We start from the raw sequence: 18,369 nt of genomic DNA on the forward strand, positions 1-18,369 counted from the left end.
ATGGATCTCAACGAGACCCGCGAACGGATCATCTTCGAAAAGAACGGTCCGATCGCGAAGATCACGCTGAACTGGCCGGAGAAGGCGAACGCGCAGGATCAAAAACAGGTCGAGGAGATCGACGACGCACTGCGGGATGCCGACCGCGACTACGACATCAAGGTTCTGGTTCTCAAGGCCAACGGGCCGGGGTTCTGCTCGGGGCACGCCATCGGCAACAACGCGGTCGACTATCCAGAGTTCGTCGAAGGCTTCAAAGCCACTGGCATGCCGTGGAAGCCGCAGACCGACCTGTTCGTCAAACCGATCCTCAACTTGTGGGAGTTCTCCAAACCGACCATCTCCCAGGTTCATGGTTACTGCGTCGGCGGCGGCACTCATTACGGCCTCACTACCGACATCGTCATCGCCTCTGAGGACGCGTACTTCTCGTATCCGCCTCTGCAGGGCTTCGGCATGCCATCGGGTGAATGCTCGATTGAGCCGTGGGTGTTCATGAACTGGCGGCGCGCATCCTATTACCTCTATACCGCCGAAACCGTCGACGCGAAAAAGGCACTCGAGTACGGCCTCATCAACGAGGTGGTCAAGCGTGAAGATCTGGACGCTCGGGTGGAGGCGATCGCCCGCCACATCGCGCAGGCGCCGCTGACCACGCTGCTGGCCACCAAGGCAAACATCAAGCGGGCGTGGGAGATGATGGGCATGCGCGTGCACTGGCAGAGTTCCAACGACCTCGTTGCGCTCGCGTCGGTCAGCAGGGACGTCCAGGAGTTGATCCAGCGGGTGTTCGCCGACAAGATTCTGCCGTCGGAGATGGCGAAGCGTCAGGCGGCGGCATCCACCGACGGCAAGGCAACCTAGGGCCGTCGTGCACATTGCCGACCACGCGATCACCTGCCCGCAGTCGACGGCCCTGATCGTCGCGGACGGTCCGGCCATCTCGTACGGCGAGCTGTACGCGAGGAGCCAACGGGTCGCGGCCATGCTTCACGATGTGGGCCTGCGGCGCGGCGACGGGGTCGCGCTGGTGCTGCCGAACCGGCCTGAGTTCCTCGAAATCACCTGGGGCTGCCAGCTTTCCGGGCTCTACTACAGCGCGATCAACACCCACTTCACCCCGGACGAAGTGGCTTATGTCATCGACGACTCCGAGGCCACAGCGGTGTTCGTTGAAGTGGGTGAGGAGATCCGCATCCACGTCGGAGGTGAGGTCCGCTCATACGAGGATGCGCTCGCCGGTGCGGGTGACCCGCCGCCGATATCGGACGGCTCGGAGATGCTGTACTCGTCGGGCACCACGGGTCGGCCGAAGGCTGTGCGCAGGCCACTGCCGGAGGATGGCAACGGGTCATGGGCGCAAAAGGTGTTGGAGTACACGCTGACTCACCGTTACGGCATGACCCCGTCGAGTGTGTACCTTTCGCCCGCGCCGCTGTATCACGCGGCCGGAGTCAACTACACGATGGCGGTGCATCGCGTCGGTGCGGCGTCGGTCCTGATGCCCAAGTTCGACGCCGAGGCCGTGTTGCGGCTGATCGAGACGCACCGCGTCACGCATGCGCAGTTCGTGCCGACGATGTTCGTGCGGATGCTGAAACTGCCGGACAGGGTCCGCGAGTCATACGACGTGTCGAGCCTGCAGTGCGTGATCCACGCGGCGGCACCGTGCCCAGTGGATGTCAAGCACCGGATGATGAAGTGGTTCGGCCCGATCATCCACGAGTACTACGGCGGGACAGAGGGATTCGCGGGCACGACGATCGACGCGCAGGAGTGGCTGGCCCATCCCGGGTCGGTCGGCAAACCGTTCGCCGCGGTGCATGTCGTCGGCGCGGACGGGTCGGAATGCCCCGTCGGCGAGTCGGGGGAGTTGTACTTCGAGGGCGGGCCGGCCTTTGAGTACTTCAAGGATCCCGTGAAGACCGCATCGGTTTCCAACGAGAAGGGTTGGCGGTCACTGGGGGACATGGGCTACGTCGACGAAGACGGCTATCTGTACCTCACCGATCGGTCGACGTTCATGATCGTGTCGGGTGGGGTGAACATCTATCCGCAGGAGGCCGAGAACCTTCTGGTCATGCATCCCAAGCTGGTCGACGCGGCGGTATTCGGCGTACCCAACGAGGAATTCGGCGAAGAGGTCAAGGCCGTCGTGCAGCCGGCCCCCGGCGTGGTGGCCGGTCCCGACCTGGAAGCCGAACTGATCGCGTATTGCAAGGCGCATCTCGCGTCCTACAAATGCCCGCGCACAGTCGAATTCGATCCCGACCTGCCGCGTGATCCCAACGGCAAGCTGTACAAGCGGCGGATCAGGGAGCGCTATTGGGAAGGGCGAGCGTCACGAATCCTGTGATACCGCGTGCCCCGCGGCTCGCGCACCCACAGCTCGCCGTCACCGGCGGTGGGGCCTTGCGCGGCGAGTTCACGCTTGAGCACCTTGTGCGTCGCAGTGGTCGGCAGATCGGTTGTGATGCGCACGTATCGCGGCCACGCCTTCGGCGACAGGTCGGGCTGCTCGGCCAAAAACGCCTCGAAATCCTCTGGTGTCAAATGAGATTCATCGCGCAACACCACCGCGGCCATGATCTGGTCGCCGACGTTCTCGTCGGGCACCGCGTAGACGGCGACCCGGCTGATGTCGGGGAGCCGCACCAGGATGCGTTCGATGGGTGCGGCCGCGAGGTTCTCGCCGTCGACGCGCATCCAGTCGGCCGTGCGCCCCGCCAGGTAGATCCAGCCCTGTTCGTCGCGATACGCCAGATCGCCCGACCAGTACATGCCGCCCCGCATGCGTTCGGCCGTGGCATCCTCGCTGTTGTAATACCCGGTGAAGAACCCGGCGCCCGACGTGTTGACCAGCTCGCCGACCGCCTCGTCGGCATTGATCAGCGCACCGTCCGCATCGAAGCGGGCCACAGGGCACTCCGTCACGGTGTCCGGGTTGTAGATCGCGACACCCGGAAAGCCCTTGCCGAGAGAGCCTTTCGGCGTGCCCTCTTCACGGGTGATGATGACGGCGTTCTCACTCGAGCCGAAGCCGTCCCACACCAAGGTGTCGAATCGGCGGGTGAACTCCTCGATGTCGCGGTCGCTTGCCTCGTTTCCGAAGGCCACGCGCAGCGGATTGTCGGCGTCGTCGGGCTGCTCAGGCGTGGCCAGGATGTAAGCCAGCGGCTTGCCGACGTAGTTCATGTAGGTGGCGCCGTACCGGCGGATGTCGGAGAGGAACTGCGACGCGCTGAACTTCGCCGGGGCCATCGCCGCCCCGGTCGCGATCGCCACCCCCCAACCCGCCACCAACGCATTGGAATGAAACAGCGGCATCGACAGGTAGCAGGTGTCATCGGCGGTGACGTCGAATCGCTGTACCAAATTCGCGCCCGACATCAGCACCATGAAGTGCGACACCTTCACCGCCTTCGGATCACCGCTGGTGCCCGAGGTGAAGATCAGCATGAACGGGTCGAGCGCGTCGACCTCGCGGTAAGGCGTCAACTCGCCGGCGGACTCCACAAGACGCATCCACTCATTGGACGAGGAGTTCAACACCGTGACGCCTTCGAGGTCGACACCCTCCAGCAGCGTCCGATGCTCAGCGTCGGTCACCACGATCTGGCAGTCGGAACGACGGATGTCCGCGGCCAGCGCGGCGCCGCGCCTGGTGGTATTGAGCCCGCACAGCACATAGCCGCCGAGGCCCGCGGCGGCCATCTGATGGAGGAATTCGGGCGTATTGCCCAGGAGCACGCCGACGTGGACGGGCCGGTCGCGGTCGACCAGCGCGAGCAGCGCGGCCGCACGTGCGGATGCCTCGCGCAGGTGTTCGCGCCACGTCCACTGCCGCTCGTCGTACTTCACCGCAACCGCGTCGGAGGCAGCACGTTCTCGAAGCAATTGCTGGATGGTTTCACCCGCCATCCTGTTAGTTTTAGCAAACAGTCTCCTAAGGTGGGGTATGTGGATCATTGATGCTGACGGGCACGTCGCAGAGGGGCCTTCGCTAGCGATCGAGGCGATGAAACGCTGGCCCGAACACATCACGCCACGCCCGGACGGCAGGGCCCTGGTCATCGAGGGCCGCAACTATCCAGAAGCCGACGGACCCGGCGCGGGCTGTCCCCGCGAGCACGGCCTGTCCACGGCCGACGGCATCGACTATTCGTCGGCGCAGGGCGTTCTCGGCGACGCCGACCGCGATCACATCGACACGATGGTGCTGTATCCGAGCCTGGGGCTGTGCGCGCCAAGCCTCGAAGATCCGGAATTCGCAGCAGGATTCGCGCGGCTCTACAACCAGTGGATCGCGGACTATTGTGCAGACTCCAACGGACGGCTGCGCGGCATCGCGGTGACCCCGATCGAACACGGTGAGGCCGCGATCGACGTGATGCGTGAAGCAAAGGACCTCGGACTGGTCGCCACCCACATCCCGCCCGCGCTGAAGACCCGCAACCTCGATCACCCTGATCTCGACCGGTTCTACGCCGCCGCTGAGGAATTGGACATGCCGCTCGGCATTCACGGCGCACCGGGCATGCACCTGCCGAAGCTCGGCGTCGACCGCTTCACCAACTACATTCAGGTGCACTGCATCAGCTTCCCGTTCGACCAGATGACTGCGATGACGGCGATGATCTCCGGCGGTGTCTTCGACCGGCATCCGAAGTTGCGCGTCGCGTTCCTGGAGGCGGGCGTCGGCTGGGTGCCGTTCTTCATCGACCGTTTGCACGAACACTTCGAGAAGCGTGGCGATTGGATCGAGAACGGGTGGCAACGCGACCCGCAGGAATACCTTCAGGCAGGCAACATCTGGACCACCTGCGAGCCGGAGGAGCCGATACTGCCGGGCGTCATCGACGTGCTCGGTGACGACTTCATCATGTTCGCCAGTGACTATCCGCACTGGGACGGTGAATGGCCGGAGAGCACCAAGCATCTGCGGTCCCGACCCGACATCAGCGAGCAGACCCGGGAGAAGATCGCCGGCAGCAACGCCAAGCGCTTCTACAGACTGAACTAGAGGCTGAAATCGATGACGCCGCGGATAATTTCGCCGTTCAGCAGATCGCGGTAACCGTCATTGATGTCGTCGAGGGCATACCGTCGGGTGATCATCTCATCGAGCTGCAACTGGCCCGCCTCGTAGAGCCGGGCGAAGCGGGCCACGTCCACCCGCGGATTGCACGACCCGTACACGGTGCCGACCAGGCTCTTGTTCCACAGAATGAACTCCTGCAGGTTGATCGCGATGGAACTGGTGGTCTGCTTGGTCATTCCGGTCAGCACACACGTGCCACCCTTGCGCGTCAGGCTCAGCGCCGCCTGTACGTCGTGCTCTGAGATCAACGACGGCGACACGACCACGCCGTCGGCCATCACTCCATGGGTCAGCTCCCGAACGACCGCCGCAGCTTCGTCGGTGTCGGCCGCGGTATGAGTGGCGCCAAACCGCAACGCGGACTTCTGTTTGAACTCAACGGGATCGACCGCGATGATATGCGCGGCACCGTTGATGCGCGCGCCTTGGACCGCAGCTGTGCCGATGCCCCCGACACCGATGACCACGACGGTGTCGCCAGTTCTCACCTTGGCCCGGTTCTCCGCAGAGCCATATCCCGTCGGCACTCCACAGGACAGCAGGGCCATCGGCAACAGCGGTAGGTGCGGGTCGATCTTGACGATCGAATCTGTCGACACCACAGTGTGTTTCGAGAACGCGCCGACCTTCGACAGGTGGCCGAGCTGGCGGCCATCAGCGGTGTGATGACGGAAGGTGCCGTCGGTCGGCATGCCCGGAACCATCACCTGCGCACCCATGTCGCAGATGTACTCCATCCCGGAGTTGCACCACCTGCACCGGCCGCACACCGCGACGAACGACGTCACCACGTGATCGCCTGGCGCGAACTCGGTCACGCCGTCGCCGACTTCCACAACCACTGCCGAGCCTTCGTGGCCGCCGATCATCGGGAACATCGATGGCAGGCCGAAAGACTGCATCACTTCGTTACTTGCCGACATGTCGCCGTTGAGGATGTGTTCGTCGGAATGGCACAGTCCGGCGGCCACCATCTCGATCAGCACCTCGCCAGCGCGAGGCGGATCCAGCTCGAACTCTTCGACCGACCACGGTCCGCCGACGTCGTGCAGGATCGCGGCGCGACTTTTCATGCGACCGGACGGAAGGTCACGGGCAGGTGCTTCGGCGAGCGAAACGGCATGCCGGTGATTTTGGTGTCGTCGTCCTCTAAGAGCTGCAGGTCAGTCACCCGATCGAACAGGCTCGTCAGCATCGCCTTAGTTTCCACGCGGGCCAGGTGCATGCCAAGGCAGCTGTGGATGCCGCCGGCGAACGAAATGTGCGCCCGACGCGGACGGCGAATGTCGAACACGTCGGGGTTCTCCCATCGCTTGTCGTCGCGATTGGCCGCGCCCATGCAGAGGTTGACCTGGGCCCCCTTCGGAATTGTGTTGCCGTGCATCTCGACATCGCGGGTGGTGTTGCGCGTCACCAGAACCAACGGGGTCTCGTACCTGATGCCCTCTTCGATCGCGGCCGGAATGAGGTCGCGATTCTGCTGGAGCGTCGCGAGTTGGTCCGGGTGTGTCAGCAGAAGCTGCAGCAGGTTTCCCGACGACCGATAGGTGGTCTCGAGGCCTGCGGGCAACAGCAACCTGAGGAACGAGATGATGGCTTCGTCGGTCAGCTTTTCGCCGTCGATCTCGGCGCCAACCAGGTCGCCGATGACGTCGTCGGTGAGTTTTCGGCGCCTCTGGTCTACCTGTTCCTGGAAGTAGGTACCGAGTTGGACAGACGCGTTGAGGCCGGCCTCGATGTCCTCGGTGATCGAGATCAGTTGCAGCGAAAGCCGCCGGAACATCTCCAGGTCCTGCTGCGGTAAGCCCAACAGCGCCGCGGTCACCCGGGTCGGAAACTCGAACGTCACCGCCTTGACGAGATCGACTTGGCCCTCGTTCTTGAACTCGTCGACCAACTGGTCGCAGATCGGGTCGATCACCTCCGGTTCCCACGCCGTGAGCGCGCTCTGCCGGAAGGCCTTCGCCACCAGGCTGCGATGGTCGTGATGCTGCTTGCCCGCCATGCCGAGAATCGTCGGGCCGAACACGAGGCCGATCGTCTGGTTGTACATCTCCGACGCGAACACGGTGTCCTCGCGGAACGCGGTGAACACGCTCTCGAAGTCGAACAGAGTCCAGTTTTCCGGGTTCTTCAGCTCTTCCGGCATCAAGTCGCTCTCCATGAGCGTGCCGCGCCATACGGGCGCCGAGTTGCGCATGTAGTTGAAGTATGCGTAGGGATCAGTCGCAAGATCGGGGGCGCTCTGGGGATCCGTGCTGGTCGTCACCTATGCCTCCCTGGCAGGGCATCTAGCGGCTCTGTCGCCCTATCTTTACTATTTTAGGTATTCTAGGTCAAGGAAACCGAAGGGACATGATGCTGCGCCGACCGGTGTGTGCCATCGAAGACCTGCCTCCCGGGAGCATGAAGCTGGTTCAGGCCGGCAAGTTCGGTGTGGGTGTCTACAACATCGATGGTGCGTTGTACGCGATCGCGAACTATTGCTCGCATGAGGGTGCACCGTTGTGTGCCGGGTATGTCGTCGGCACCAATGAATACGCACCGGAGATGCCCGATCAGTTGCGCCGCGTCCGCGAGGGCCGGATCGCGCGCTGCCCCTGGCACAACTGGGAGTTCGACATCACGACGGGTGTGAACCTCGCCGATCCCCAAAAGCGGGTTCGCACCTATGAGGTCGACGTGAGTGACGGGCAGGTGTATCTCACCGCATGAGCGAAGCTTGCGAGCGAATCTTCAACACCGAATGCGCCGGCCACGCCTGCGAGGTCGGCGCATGATCATCGATGCGAATGTGCAACCGCATTTCCGCTACAACGCGGAGATCCGGAAGTTTCTTGCGCCTGCGCACAAGTTGCGTTCGATCCCTGATGTCGAGCAGCAGTGGTACCAGGCGCCCGGCGGCGACTATCGCCAGGACCTCTACGGCAACGGCTATCCGGGGTCCGACCCCGACACCGTGGCCTGCCACCTGTTTGACGGCGACGGCGTCGATTTCGCGATTCTCAACCCGCTCACCCGTGGCAACATCGCCGATTACCTGCTCAACAGCCGCATCTGTGCGGCCGTCAACGACTGGCTGCTCGAGCGCTGGCTCGAGCCCGACGAGCCCGGCCGGTTCCTCGGCACCATCAGGGTCAACCCCGAGGACGTCAAGGGTGCGGTCGCGGAGATCGAGCGGCTGGCCGACCATCCGAAGATGGTTCAGGTCGGCGTCCCGCTGCAGTCGCGAGAGCCCTACGGCAAGCCGATGTTCGAGCCGATTTGGGAGGCCGCGGCGGCTCATGGACTGCCGGTTGCGGTGCACATCAACGGCGGCAACGGCGTCGACCATGCGCCGACGTTCGCGGGGCACTCCTACACCTATCCCGGATACGCCGCGTTCATGCCGCTGAACTCGTTCGTGCACCTGGCAACGCTGATCGTCGAGGGCACGTTCGGGCGAATCCCCGGTTTGCGATTCGTCTTCGCCGACGGCGGCTACGACATCCTCACGCCGTTGATTTGGCGCCTGGACACGTTCTGGATGTCGATGCGCGACCAAACCCCTTGGGTGGACCGCTATCCCAGTGAATATCTGCGTGACCACGTCCGGTTCTGCTCATCGGCATTCGATGGGCCGACAGATACCGGGCTGGCCGAGCGGTGGCTGGATTTCAACGACAAGGCAGACCTGCTGATGTACGGATCGAGCTATCCGCATTGGTCGACGTCGGAGCCTGACGATGTGGTGGCCGGGCTCAACACTGAACAACGTGAAAAGGTGTTGTGGCACAACGCAAGTGACCTCTACGGGGTCACGGAAAGAAGCCTCGCATGACGACTGTGGAAGGACGCACACCGGTAGCCCAAGACATTGCCGTGACGATCGTCGACACCGACGTGCACCCGCTGCCTGTATCGGGTGAGGTGCTCAAGTCGTATGCGCCTGCGGAGTGGAAAGACAAGCTGTGGCCGACGGGTAACGCCGTCTCGCCGGTACCGCATTTCTATGACACGCCGGACTCGTACAAGACGATGTCACTTCGGGTCGACGCCGCACCGCCGCGCGGGGGAGCCGCGGGCAGCGACCCCGAGTTCGCCGCCAAGCAACTGCTGGTCGACGCTGGAGTCAGCATCGCGATGTTGGAGCCGATGTGCGACGCCCAGCTGCCGCACGCCGAGCACGTGCTCAAGGCCACTTACAACGACTGGCTGGCAGACGTGTGGCTCGGCGAGAACAACTGGCACGGCCGCTGGCGCGGTGCGATCAGCGTCACCGCGCAGGATCCACATGCTGCCGCTCGCGAGATCGAGCGGTGGGCCGGCCACCCGTACATGGCCGAGGTGTTGATGACGCCGCAGACCCGTGGGATCCCCTTCGGCAGCCCGCATTTCGATCCGCTCTACGCGGCCGCGGCACGCAACAGGCTTCCCGTCGCCACGCACCTGATGGGACAGACGCCGTTCGAGTTGATCCCGATCTACCCGGTGGGCAACCCAGCGCATTGGCACGACTTCTTTGCCTCCTGGCCGCTGCTGTATGTGTCGCATCTGATGAGCCTGGTGTTCGATGGCGCCTTCGACAGGCACCCCGAATTGCGGATCGTGTTCGTCGAAGGCGGCTTCACCTGGGCGATGCCGATGATGTGGCGGATGGACCGGATCTGGGAGCGGCGCAAAGCCGACCTGCCGCATGTGCGCCGCAAGCCGTCGGAGTATGTCCGCGAACATGTGCGGTTCACCACGCAACCGCTCGAGGACGTCAATGTCGCGACCTACCGCGAATACCTCGAGATGATGGATCTCGGTGACTGCCTGATGTTCTCGACGGACTACCCGCACTGGAGCTATGACTCGCCCGAGTGGGCCGTGCGGCGCTTCCCCGCTGATCAGCGTGAGCGGATCATGCGAGGCAACGCCACCGCGCTCTACGGCCTGCCGTCGACGGTCAAGGCGCTGCCCGGTGAACAGCCACCCTCTGCCTGACGTCTCTGACTTGGTCCGGCAGTACGACAAGTGTTGGTCGAGCCTGGATTTCGCCTGCCTTGGCGATCTTTGGGAGCGTGACGATCCTCAGCCGATCTACGTCGGTGATGAATACGCAGCACCGCTGATCGGGGTGGACGAGCTGGATCGCCATTGGGCGCGCGTCGCCAGCAGGCTCAAGGCGGCATCGGTCAACTCGACACTGCATGAGTGTGACGTCGTCGACGACACCGTCGTGCGGGCGTTGCTGCTCAGCCGCTGGACCCTGACGGGCCGGGAGTCCGATATCCGGCGCACGGGTTCCAGCTGGGTCACGTGGCTGCTCGTCCGCCGCGGCGAGCGGTTGCGCATCTTTCATCAGATGGAGTCCGAGGTATATCTCAGTGACGGCGAGGCGGACTAGCACCCCGGCGCTCAACTTCCAGTGGCACCACGGGTTCTCGCGCTGACGGACCGCGCGTGATCGCGTGCAGCCGGATCTCGGGTACGTCGACCGATGGGTCGACGGTGTCCAGCCAAGCGACGGCTTCGGCCACGTCGGCGGCCCGGATCGCATACATCTCGAAGGGGACGTCCTGCAGCATCTCGGTTTCGACGGGCCCCGGCGTGACGATGTGGACGTTGATGCCGTCGCGGTCGACCTCCTGCGCCAACGCCAGCGCGAAAGCGTTCATGCCGGCCTTCGACGCCGAGTACGCGGTGCGCGCGGGCATCGGCTCATGTGCTGCCGATGACGAGACGAACACGAACCGCGAGCCTGCCTTCATGTGGGGCAGGGCGGCCGACGTGACGACGAAGCATGAGTCGAGGTTCGCTGACATCGTCGCGCGCCACTGATCGAAAGTCTGCTTGCGCGCGTACGTTCCGCCGAGAACGCCTGCCGCGTGCACCACGAGGTCGATCTCGCCTGCCGCCTGAACTGCGGGCTGGAACTTGTCCGGATCGGCCGCGTCGGCGACGACGTAGCGCGCGCCCATCTCTACGGCCGCGGCCCGCAGGGGCTCCTCGCGGCGTGCGGTCAGGATGACGTTGTAGCCGAGTTCGGCGAGCTTACGGCCGCAGGCTTTGCCGATGCCACCGCTGCCGCCGGTAATCAAAGCCGTCCGCACACAACACCTTTCAGCGTTGCCGCCGCGCCAGCGCCTGTGGCGAGAGTGCGACGATGCGCCGCTCGGGATCCTCTGCCATGAAATAGGCCTGAGTGTCCGCCAAATGGCGCGCCGACAGTTTGCGAGCGCGTTCGGCGTCGCCTGCTTCGATCGCCTCGGCGATCTTCGTGTGAATGCTCAACGCGATGCGGCGCTTGCTCAGCGCCGGGTACTCACCTTTGGCCGCGGTCTCGTCTGCCCACCACTGCAGGTGGCTGCTCCACAGCGTCTCCAGGCTGCCGACGACCGCGATCATCGTGTGATTGCCGCAGCCGCGCACGATCTCGTCGTGGAACTTCCCGCCGATCTCTGTGAAGCGGGCGCCGTCCTCGATGTGCTCGGCCATCGCGTCGTTGAGTTCCTTGAGCTTGGGAATCAGCGTCTCGCTGCGGTCCGGACGCTTGGCCGCGAGGGCCGCACACATCGGGTCGAGTTCCTGCAGCGCGGTGCCGAGATCGGCCAACGGCACAGTGTCGCTTTGCAGCAACAGTCCGATCATGTAGGCCGCGCTGGCCTTGGCGGGTGCATGCACGACGGCGCCGCCGCGATTGCCGCGACGCACCGACACCAGTCCCTCGGTCTCGAGGATTCGCAGGGCTTCGCGTAACGACACCAGGCTGACGTTGAATTGCTCGACAAGCACCTCTTGGCGCGGCAGCAGGTCGCCGTCTGCGAGTTCGCCGTCGATGATTTGCCGCCGAAGCTCGTCGGCCACGATCTCGGCAGTCCGGCGCGCCGACAACCTGCGGCGGGCCTCGGGGCCGATTCCCAGTGTTGTCATGTCTTGGCAATATTAACAGTGATTGGCCTGCTAGCAGGCGCCGCTATCCGACAAAAGTTACTAAGATGATAAAGAAACCAGGGAGGATGTGCGGTTGAGCGGCGATTCGCCTACCCCGCTGGATGACCTTCGCGTCGTCGAGATCAGCGACCGGATCGCCGGCGCTTATTGCGGCAAGTTGTTCGTCGACGCGGGCGCTGAGGTGGTGAAGGTCGAGCCCCCCGCGGGAGATCCGTTGCGCCGCTTCACCGCAACCGGCGCTGTGGTCTCTGAGGGCGCCAATTCGCCACTGTTCAGTTATCTCAATGCTGGGAAGCGCAGCGTGACAGCCGCATCCGGTGAGCTTATGTCGAGCGCGGACGTCGTGATCACCACGCCGAGGGCCGATCTTGTCGACACGTCACCGCAGTGCGTCGTGGTATCCATCTCCGACTTCGGATTGACCGGCCCCTGGTCGAACCGCCCGGCGACGGAGTTCACGCTGCAGGCCGCATCAGGGCTGACCGGATTCCGCGGTGATCCTGCGGGCCCGCCGATCTCGATCGGCGGCGAGCTGGGGGAGTACATGGGCGGGGCGTGCGCCGCGTACGGGGCGCTGGCCCTGATGCGGCGGGTCCGCCGCGGCGGGCCGGGTGGGCACCTCGACATGTCGATGCTCGAGGCGATCACCCTGATGCAAAGCAGTGAGTGGTTGCATTCGCAGCTATTGCAAGTGCCTTCGATCAAGCGCTCGATCGAAGTCCCGTCGATCGAGGAAGCCTCTGACGGTTACGTCGGCATCAGCATGGTCACCGGGCAGCAGTGGCTCGACTTCGCCGCGATGGTGGATTGCCAGGAGCTGACCGAGATTCCGGATCTTCGGTTCCAGCTCGGGCGCTGGGCTTACCGGGACTGGATCCGCGAACGCATCGGGCCGTGGATGCGCGAACGCACCGTTGACGAGATCGTCGAGCTCGGCCAGTTGTTCCGATTGCCGATCGCCCCGCTGGGCAACGGCTCGACCATCCCGCAGATGGATCACCTACGCGAGCGCGGAGTTTACGTCGACAACCCGTCGGGTTTCCGCCAGCCGCGAGCACCCTGGCTGATGTCGGCCGCGGCACCCGCCCCTGTGCGGCCAGCACCGGCCGTCGGCGAAGCTGACGGTGAAACCGCTTGGGAGCCAAGGGAGTCCATTACTATCGCAGCTTCGGACCTGCCACTGGCCGGGGTGCGGATCGTCGATCTGACCGCGTTTTGGGCAGGGCCGGCGGCTACGCATGCATTGGCCGCGCTCGGCGCGGACGTCATCAAGATCGAATCGATCCAGCGGCCCGACGGCATCCGGTATTCGGGTGGCATGCGCACTGATGTCGACGATTGGTGGGAGTACGGCTGGGTCTTTCACGCCATGAATACCAACAAGCGCTCGGTGACGCTGGATCTGGAATCTCAGGACGGCATCCGGCTGCTCAAGCAGCTCGTAAGCCAGGCCGATGCGGTCATCGAAAACTTCTCGCCCCGGGTGATGGACCAATTCGGGCTTGGCGCAGACGCATTGCTCGCGATCAAGACCGACCTGGTGGTGGTGCGGATGCCCGCGTTCGGCCTGACGGGGCCGTGGCGGGATCGCGTTGGCTTCGCGCCGACGATGGAGCAGATCGCGGGGTTGGCTTGGGTGACCGGCCTGCCCGACGGACCGCCGGTGCCACCGCGGGGCGCCTGCGACCCGTTGGCAGGCGCACACGCCGCGTTCGCGCTTCTGGCAGCGTTGGAATTCCGTGACCGCGCCGGTCGCGGCCAGCTGGTCGAAGTGCCGATGATCGAGACGGTGCTGAACGTGACCGCAGCGCAGACAATCGAATACGAGGTGTTCGGCGAGATACTGGCGCGGCGAGGCAACCGCGGTCTACCCGGCACGACGCAGGATCTCTACCGCTGCGCGGGCGACGACAACTGGATCGCGATCTGCGCGCACACCGAGGCGCAGTTGACGGCATTGGCAGAGTTAACGGGCGGCGTCGAGCTCAGTGAATGGCTCGCCGGACAAGAGCTCGACGCTGTTGTCGATGCCCTTGCGTCCGCCGGGATTCCGGGCGCCGCCGTCGTCTCGCCGTCGGTGGTGACCGAGAATCCGCAGTTGCGGGATCGCGGCTTCTTCGAACGCCTCGACCACCCGCGGACCGGTGAGGGCCTTTATCCGACACCGCCTTTCGCACTGCTCGAGGGCACCGAGAAATGGCTACACCGCACACCGCCGACACTGGGGCAGCACAACAGTGAGGTGCTGGCTGAGCTCTGCGGACTGACGGCCGGTGATCTCGACAGGTTGGCCGCCGAGGGCGTGATCGGCACCCGGCCGAAAGGCTTGTGACTAGCGTGCCCGTAACGAGATCGGCATCGCATCGAAGATCGACATGTTGTTGGTCAGGTTCGGATAGCTGACTGTCGGCTGACCTAGCTCGATATCGTCTGCGCGACAGAGCAACTCGTCGAGCACGGCACGTATCTCGGCGCGTGCCAGCATCGCGCCGAGGCAGTGGTGCGGTCCACCGCCGCCGAATGTCACATGCTGGTTCTCCGCACGGCCGATATCAAAGGTGAACGGATCGTCGAAGACTTCCTCGTCGCGGTTGGCCGAACGCAGCATCGACACCACCCGCTCGCCCTTCGGGATGGTGACACCGTCCATCTGAACGTCGACCTTGGTGCTGCGTGTCCAGAACGCCACCGGCGTCGCCCAGCGCAGTACCTCTTCGACTGCGCTGGACCGGATAGCCTCATCAGCGCGATACCGCGCAATCTCGCTGGGGTTGGCGACGAATGCCTGCAGCCCAAAAGCCAACGCGTTCTTCGTCGTATCACTGCCCGCGAACGTCAGCACGTAGAAGAAGATCTCGAGCTCGTTTGCGGGGATGGACAGCTGCTCGCCGTTCTCGTCCGTGACGACCGCGGTGGCCAGCGTGCTCCAGATATCGTCGGTTGGGTTGCGCCGCTTCTCGGCGGTGAGCTCGAGTGCGTAGGTGAAAACCTTGCCGAATAGTTCGAGCTGCTCCTGTTCGGTCGCCGTCGCGTCTTGCCCGTTGGCGGACTTCAGGATCCGGTCCAGCGTGTCGAAAATCTGCGGTCGGTCGCCGTCGGGGATGCCGATGATGTCGCCGATCACCGACATCGGAAGCACGTCGGCGACGTCTTCGATCCAGTCCCCGCTGCCCGCCGTAAGCAACCGGTCGACCAACGACGTCGCACGCGTCCGAATGCCTTCCTCGAGCCTGGCGATCGCCTTCGGAGTGAAGGCGTGGGACATCACTCTGCGCCGCTTGGTCAACTCCGGCGGATCCATGTGGATGATCGTCGGAAAGTCCGTCATCACGCCGATGGTCTGAATGAGCGGCCCGTCCACAGCGGTGAACGAGTCGGTATCCCGGTGAATCCGCTGCGCGTGTCGGTGCTTGGTGGTCATCCAGAAGTCGCGATGCACGGTCTTGGCGACGCCGTCGGTCCGCTCGTGGTGGAAGATCGGCCGTTCGCGACGCAACTCGGCGAATAGTTCATCGGGAAAACCGTTCTGCCACAACGCAGAATCCGACAAATCGACGGGAGTCGTGATCGGCATGCAGGCTCCTCGCTTGGCTGTCCTTGACCTAGAATGCCTAAAATAGTAAAAATAGGCAATGGACAGGGTCTGACCTGCCCGGTTGGTGCGCGGACGGAGAGAGCAGTGGCGGACACAGTTGCGGACACCACGGACCCGTCGGAACGCGAGTTCGGGCCCAGCGGCATCAGCCTGTCGACCTACCGATTCCCAACCGGATGGTTCATCGTCGGGTTCGCCTCAGACCTGGCCGCCGGCCAGGTCAAGCGCGCCCACTACTTCGGCGAAGAGCTGGTGATCTTCCGTACCGAGTCCGGTCAGGTCAATGTCCTCGACGCGTATTGCCAACACCTGGGCGCAAACATGGGCGTCGGCGGCACGGTCGAGGGTGAGCGGATCGTCTGCCCGTGGCACGGCTGGCGTTGGAACGGCGACGGCACGAACGCTCTGATCCCGTACAGCAAGATCGGCTGCAAGCAGAACGTCCGCATCAAGACCTACCCGGTCACCGAGTGGTACGGCTTCATCCTGGTCTGGCACGAGCGGCATGGCCGTGCCCCCTACTGGCAGCCTCCGGTGCTGCCCGAGTTGGAGACCGACGAGTACTACCCACTGCACCCGCACACCCGGATGGTCAACCGGGTCAAGGTGCATGCACAGATGATCATCGAGAACGCCGCCGACCCGTATCACGTGCAATATGTGCACAAGGCGGCCAATCCGGCCAATACGGCATCGTTCGAAGTCAGCGGTTACCACCTGCACGCGACGGTCAACGCGGATTTCGGTGGGGGACGGGCGAAGACGTGGCTGACGCCGAATGGTCCCGTGGAAGCCAAAATCATCTACGACAACTACTCGTTGGGGCTTGGTGTCGTGCGCTTCCCGTCGGATCTGGTGGCGACGGTCCAGGTGACCGGTCAGACTCCTGTCGATGAGGACTACACCGATTACTTCTACACGCAGGCCTCGATCCGCGAATCCGGTGACACCGGGGACAAGCCAACTGGACGCGCCGCGAAATTCCTGCAGCTACAACAGGAAGTCATCAAGCAGGACTTCTTCACCTGGGAGAACATGAAGTACCTGGAGAAGCCCAATCTTGCTCCTGAGGAGGCGCGGGACTACGCCGCGTTGCGGCGGTGGGCGCACCGGTTCTATCCCGGCGAGGAGCCGGCCGCGACCGATTTCGGCTACACCGCCGACGGCGAGCCCGACCCGGCCGCAGCGAGGGTGTAATGCCCGACGCGGGCTTGACCGTTCCCGCAGTCCTCGATCTGCGCGCGCAACAATTCGGCGATCGCGTGATGATGTCGATTGCGGGAACGCCCGTAACTTTCGCGCAGATGCGCGACCGGTCATGTGCTGCGGCCAATGTGCTTGTCGATCTCGGTGTCGAGCGGGGCGAGACTGTCGCGCTGTTCACCGGCACGTGCCCGGAATGGGTGTACTTCTGGCTCGGCGCTGCGCGCATCGGCGCCGTCCCCGCGGCGGTCAACGCGGCGAGCAAGGGTGAGTTCCTCCTGCACACGCTGCGGCTGTCGCGGGCCGCGGTGGCCATCACCGACGAGCGGAGGACCCGTCTCGACGAAGTGGCAGGCGAGGTTGACACGTTGAGATCAATTCTGGTGCAAGGTGATTCGCTCGCTGATGCGCTGGAGGCCGCGTCGACCGAGCCACCGTCACGAGCCGCCGCGGGCCCCGACGACATCGCGCTGTTCTTCACGTCGGGCACCACCGGGCCGTCGAAGGCGGTCGTCACCACGTGGGGCTACCTGTTCACCGCAGCGTCCACCGTCGCGTCGACGTGGGAACTCGCGGCTGGTGATGTGGTGTGGACCGCCATGCCGCTTTTCCATCTCAGCGCGGCACCGACGGTGCTGGCGCCCATGTTGGTCGGCGGGACCAGCGTGCTGGCCGCAGCGTTTCACCCGAGCGAGGTGTGGGACGAGATACGGTCGTGCGGCGCGATCGGTTTCGCGGGCGCGGGCGCGATGGTGTCCATGCTGTGGAACCTGCCGCCCGATCCGCGCGACGCCGAGATCGGCCTTCGGTTCATCTCGGCGGCGCCCATCGCGGCCGACATGTATCGCGCCATCGAGGCGCGATACCGCTGCCGGGTCGTGACGATGTACGGCATGACCGAGGCCTTTCCGGTCGCCTACAAGGCGGTGTCGGACGACGGCAAACCGGGGACATCTGGTCGGGTCAATCCTGATTTCGAGGTGCGGATTGTCGATTTGCTCGATCAACCCGTACCCGAGGGTATGGTAGGGGAGATTGCCTGCCGGGCGCGGAGACCGCATGCGATGAGCGAGGGGTATGTGGCGTCGGTGTCCGGCGGGCCCCCACTGCAGGTCGACCCCCACGCGGAGTGGTTCCGGACCGGCGATCTCGGTTTTCTGGACAGCGACAACAACCTGACCTATGTCGACCGCGTGAAGGATTCCCTGCGACGGCGCGGTGAGAACGTGTCCTCAGTCGAAGTCGAACAGGCAGTGATGCGTCATCCGGCCGTAGTGGAGGCCGCCGCCGTTGGAATCCCGAGCGATCTCGGCGAAGACGACATCCTGGTGGTCGTGACGTTGCGACCCGACGCGGTGATGGACTACGCCGAGTTGCTCGACTTCTGCTCGGTCCGGATGCCGTACTTCTGCGTGCCGCGGTACCTGGAAGTGCTCGAGCAGATTCCGAAGAACGCGATCGGGCGCGTGCGCAAGGACGTGCTCCGCAACAGGGGGCTGGGCGCAGGCGCCTGGGACCGCGAAGCGCACGGCTACGTGTTGAGCCGGTAGGA

The 18,369-nt window shown here is 64.2% G+C and carries 16 protein-coding genes; 10 read left to right on the plus strand and 6 right to left on the minus strand.

Annotated features, from left to right (window positions below; translation table 11 throughout):
* Together MYCSM_RS15240 and MYCSM_RS15245 are read left to right on the plus strand one after the other, a co-directional pair.
* The gene (locus MYCSM_RS15240) at window positions 1–864 is read left to right on the plus strand and encodes an enoyl-CoA hydratase/isomerase family protein (protein WP_015307054.1); all 864 of its coding nucleotides are present in this window, start codon (window positions 1–3) and stop codon (window positions 862–864) included.
* Between the two features lie 7 nt (window positions 865–871).
* Entirely contained in the window at window positions 872–2,356 is a 1,485-nt protein-coding gene (locus MYCSM_RS15245) for an acyl-CoA synthetase (protein WP_015307055.1), read from the plus strand.
* Here MYCSM_RS15245 and fadD1 read toward each other — a convergent pair.
* On the minus strand, window positions 2,323–3,921 hold the full coding sequence (gene fadD1 / locus MYCSM_RS15250) for a fatty-acid--CoA ligase FadD1 (protein WP_015307056.1): 1,599 nt from the start codon (window positions 3,919–3,921) through the stop codon (window positions 2,323–2,325). The two genes, MYCSM_RS15245 and fadD1, sit on opposite strands and share 34 nt — an antisense overlap.
* Window positions 3,922–3,958: 37 nt before the next feature.
* Here fadD1 and MYCSM_RS15255 point away from each other — a divergent pair, with 37 nt between their 5' ends.
* Entirely contained in the window at window positions 3,959–5,023 is a 1,065-nt protein-coding gene (locus MYCSM_RS15255) for an amidohydrolase family protein (protein ID WP_015307057.1), read from the plus strand.
* Here the strand turns inward: MYCSM_RS15255 and MYCSM_RS15260 are convergent.
* Together MYCSM_RS15260 and MYCSM_RS15265 are read right to left on the minus strand one after the other, a co-directional pair.
* Window positions 5,020–6,174: a Zn-dependent alcohol dehydrogenase gene (locus MYCSM_RS15260; RefSeq protein WP_015307058.1), complete on the minus strand. Its 1,155-nt coding sequence runs from the start codon at window positions 6,172–6,174 to the stop codon at window positions 5,020–5,022. The genes MYCSM_RS15255 and MYCSM_RS15260 overlap by 4 nt on opposite strands.
* On the minus strand, window positions 6,171–7,370 hold the full coding sequence (locus MYCSM_RS15265; protein ID WP_015307059.1) for a cytochrome P450: 1,200 nt from the start codon (window positions 7,368–7,370) through the stop codon (window positions 6,171–6,173). Before MYCSM_RS15265 ends, MYCSM_RS15260 begins: the two co-directional genes overlap by 4 nt.
* An 89-nt stretch (window positions 7,371–7,459) precedes the next feature.
* Here MYCSM_RS15265 and MYCSM_RS15270 point away from each other — a divergent pair, with 89 nt between their 5' ends.
* The 4 genes from MYCSM_RS15270 (at window position 7,460) to MYCSM_RS15285 (ending at window position 10,472) form a co-directional block, all read left to right on the plus strand.
* Complete coding sequence (locus MYCSM_RS15270) at window positions 7,460–7,816, plus strand: Rieske (2Fe-2S) protein (protein ID WP_015307060.1); 357 nt, start codon at window positions 7,460–7,462, stop codon at window positions 7,814–7,816.
* A 61-nt stretch (window positions 7,817–7,877) separates the two neighbouring features.
* Complete coding sequence (locus MYCSM_RS15275; protein WP_015307061.1) at window positions 7,878–8,921, plus strand: amidohydrolase family protein; 1,044 nt, start codon at window positions 7,878–7,880, stop codon at window positions 8,919–8,921.
* Window positions 8,918–10,069, plus strand: coding sequence for an amidohydrolase family protein (locus MYCSM_RS15280; RefSeq protein ID WP_015307062.1), 1,152 nt, complete (start codon window positions 8,918–8,920; stop codon window positions 10,067–10,069). Before MYCSM_RS15275 ends, MYCSM_RS15280 begins: the two co-directional genes overlap by 4 nt.
* Complete coding sequence (locus MYCSM_RS15285; protein WP_015307063.1) at window positions 10,047–10,472, plus strand: hypothetical protein; 426 nt, start codon at window positions 10,047–10,049, stop codon at window positions 10,470–10,472. The genes MYCSM_RS15280 and MYCSM_RS15285 overlap by 23 nt, the downstream gene beginning before the upstream one ends.
* Here MYCSM_RS15285 and MYCSM_RS15290 read toward each other — a convergent pair.
* Window positions 10,450–11,178 (minus strand): SDR family oxidoreductase, encoded by a 729-nt coding sequence (locus MYCSM_RS15290; RefSeq protein WP_015307064.1) that lies wholly within the window; start codon window positions 11,176–11,178, stop codon window positions 10,450–10,452. The genes MYCSM_RS15285 and MYCSM_RS15290 overlap by 23 nt on opposite strands.
* A gap of 10 nt (window positions 11,179–11,188) precedes the next feature.
* The gene (locus tag MYCSM_RS15295; RefSeq protein ID WP_015307065.1) at window positions 11,189–11,998 is read right to left on the minus strand and encodes a FadR/GntR family transcriptional regulator; all 810 of its coding nucleotides are present in this window, start codon (window positions 11,996–11,998) and stop codon (window positions 11,189–11,191) included.
* Window positions 11,999–12,086: 88 nt separating this feature from the next.
* On the opposite strand from MYCSM_RS15295, the gene MYCSM_RS15300 reads away from it, so the two are divergent.
* Entirely contained in the window at window positions 12,087–14,351 is a 2,265-nt protein-coding gene (locus tag MYCSM_RS15300) for a CaiB/BaiF CoA-transferase family protein (RefSeq protein ID WP_015307066.1), read from the plus strand.
* Here the strand turns inward: MYCSM_RS15300 and MYCSM_RS15305 are convergent, their stop codons facing one another.
* Complete coding sequence (locus MYCSM_RS15305) at window positions 14,352–15,593, minus strand: cytochrome P450 (RefSeq protein ID WP_015307067.1); 1,242 nt, start codon at window positions 15,591–15,593, stop codon at window positions 14,352–14,354.
* A gap of 105 nt (window positions 15,594–15,698) precedes the next feature.
* On the opposite strand from MYCSM_RS15305, the gene MYCSM_RS15310 reads away from it, so the two are divergent.
* Together MYCSM_RS15310 and MYCSM_RS15315 are read left to right on the plus strand one after the other, a co-directional pair.
* Window positions 15,699–16,811: a Rieske 2Fe-2S domain-containing protein gene (locus MYCSM_RS15310; protein WP_015307068.1), complete on the plus strand. Its 1,113-nt coding sequence runs from the start codon at window positions 15,699–15,701 to the stop codon at window positions 16,809–16,811.
* Window positions 16,811–18,367 carry an AMP-binding protein gene (locus MYCSM_RS15315; protein ID WP_015307069.1) on the plus strand — a complete coding sequence of 519 codons (1,557 nt, stop codon included), beginning with the start codon at window positions 16,811–16,813 and terminating at the stop codon, window positions 18,365–18,367. The genes MYCSM_RS15310 and MYCSM_RS15315 overlap by 1 nt, the downstream gene beginning before the upstream one ends.
* Window positions 18,368–18,369: the final 2 nt, after the last annotated feature.

The sequence above is a fragment of the Mycobacterium sp. JS623 genome (assembly GCF_000328565.1).
Taxonomy (GTDB): domain Bacteria; phylum Actinomycetota; class Actinomycetes; order Mycobacteriales; family Mycobacteriaceae; genus Mycobacterium.

Bases quoted from the DNA above. Each gene is read 5' to 3' on its own strand.
- MYCSM_RS15240 (WP_015307054.1), top strand. From the start codon at position 1: ATGGATCTCAACGAGACCCGCGAACGGATCATCTTCGAAAAGAACGGT.
- fadD1 (WP_015307056.1), bottom strand. From the start codon at position 3,921: ATGGCGGGTGAAACCATCCAGCAATTGCTTCGAGAACGTGCTGCCTCC.
- MYCSM_RS15255 (WP_015307057.1), top strand. From the start codon at position 3,959: ATGTGGATCATTGATGCTGACGGGCACGTCGCAGAGGGGCCTTCGCTA.
- MYCSM_RS15260 (WP_015307058.1), bottom strand. From the start codon at position 6,174: ATGAAAAGTCGCGCCGCGATCCTGCACGACGTCGGCGGACCGTGGTCG.
- MYCSM_RS15270 (WP_015307060.1), top strand. From the start codon at position 7,460: ATGCTGCGCCGACCGGTGTGTGCCATCGAAGACCTGCCTCCCGGGAGC.
- MYCSM_RS15275 (WP_015307061.1), top strand. From the start codon at position 7,878: ATGATCATCGATGCGAATGTGCAACCGCATTTCCGCTACAACGCGGAG.
- MYCSM_RS15280 (WP_015307062.1), top strand. From the start codon at position 8,918: ATGACGACTGTGGAAGGACGCACACCGGTAGCCCAAGACATTGCCGTG.
- MYCSM_RS15295 (WP_015307065.1), bottom strand. From the start codon at position 11,998: ATGACAACACTGGGAATCGGCCCCGAGGCCCGCCGCAGGTTGTCGGCG.
- MYCSM_RS15305 (WP_015307067.1), bottom strand. From the start codon at position 15,593: ATGCCGATCACGACTCCCGTCGATTTGTCGGATTCTGCGTTGTGGCAG.
- MYCSM_RS15315 (WP_015307069.1), top strand. From the start codon at position 16,811: ATGCCCGACGCGGGCTTGACCGTTCCCGCAGTCCTCGATCTGCGCGCG.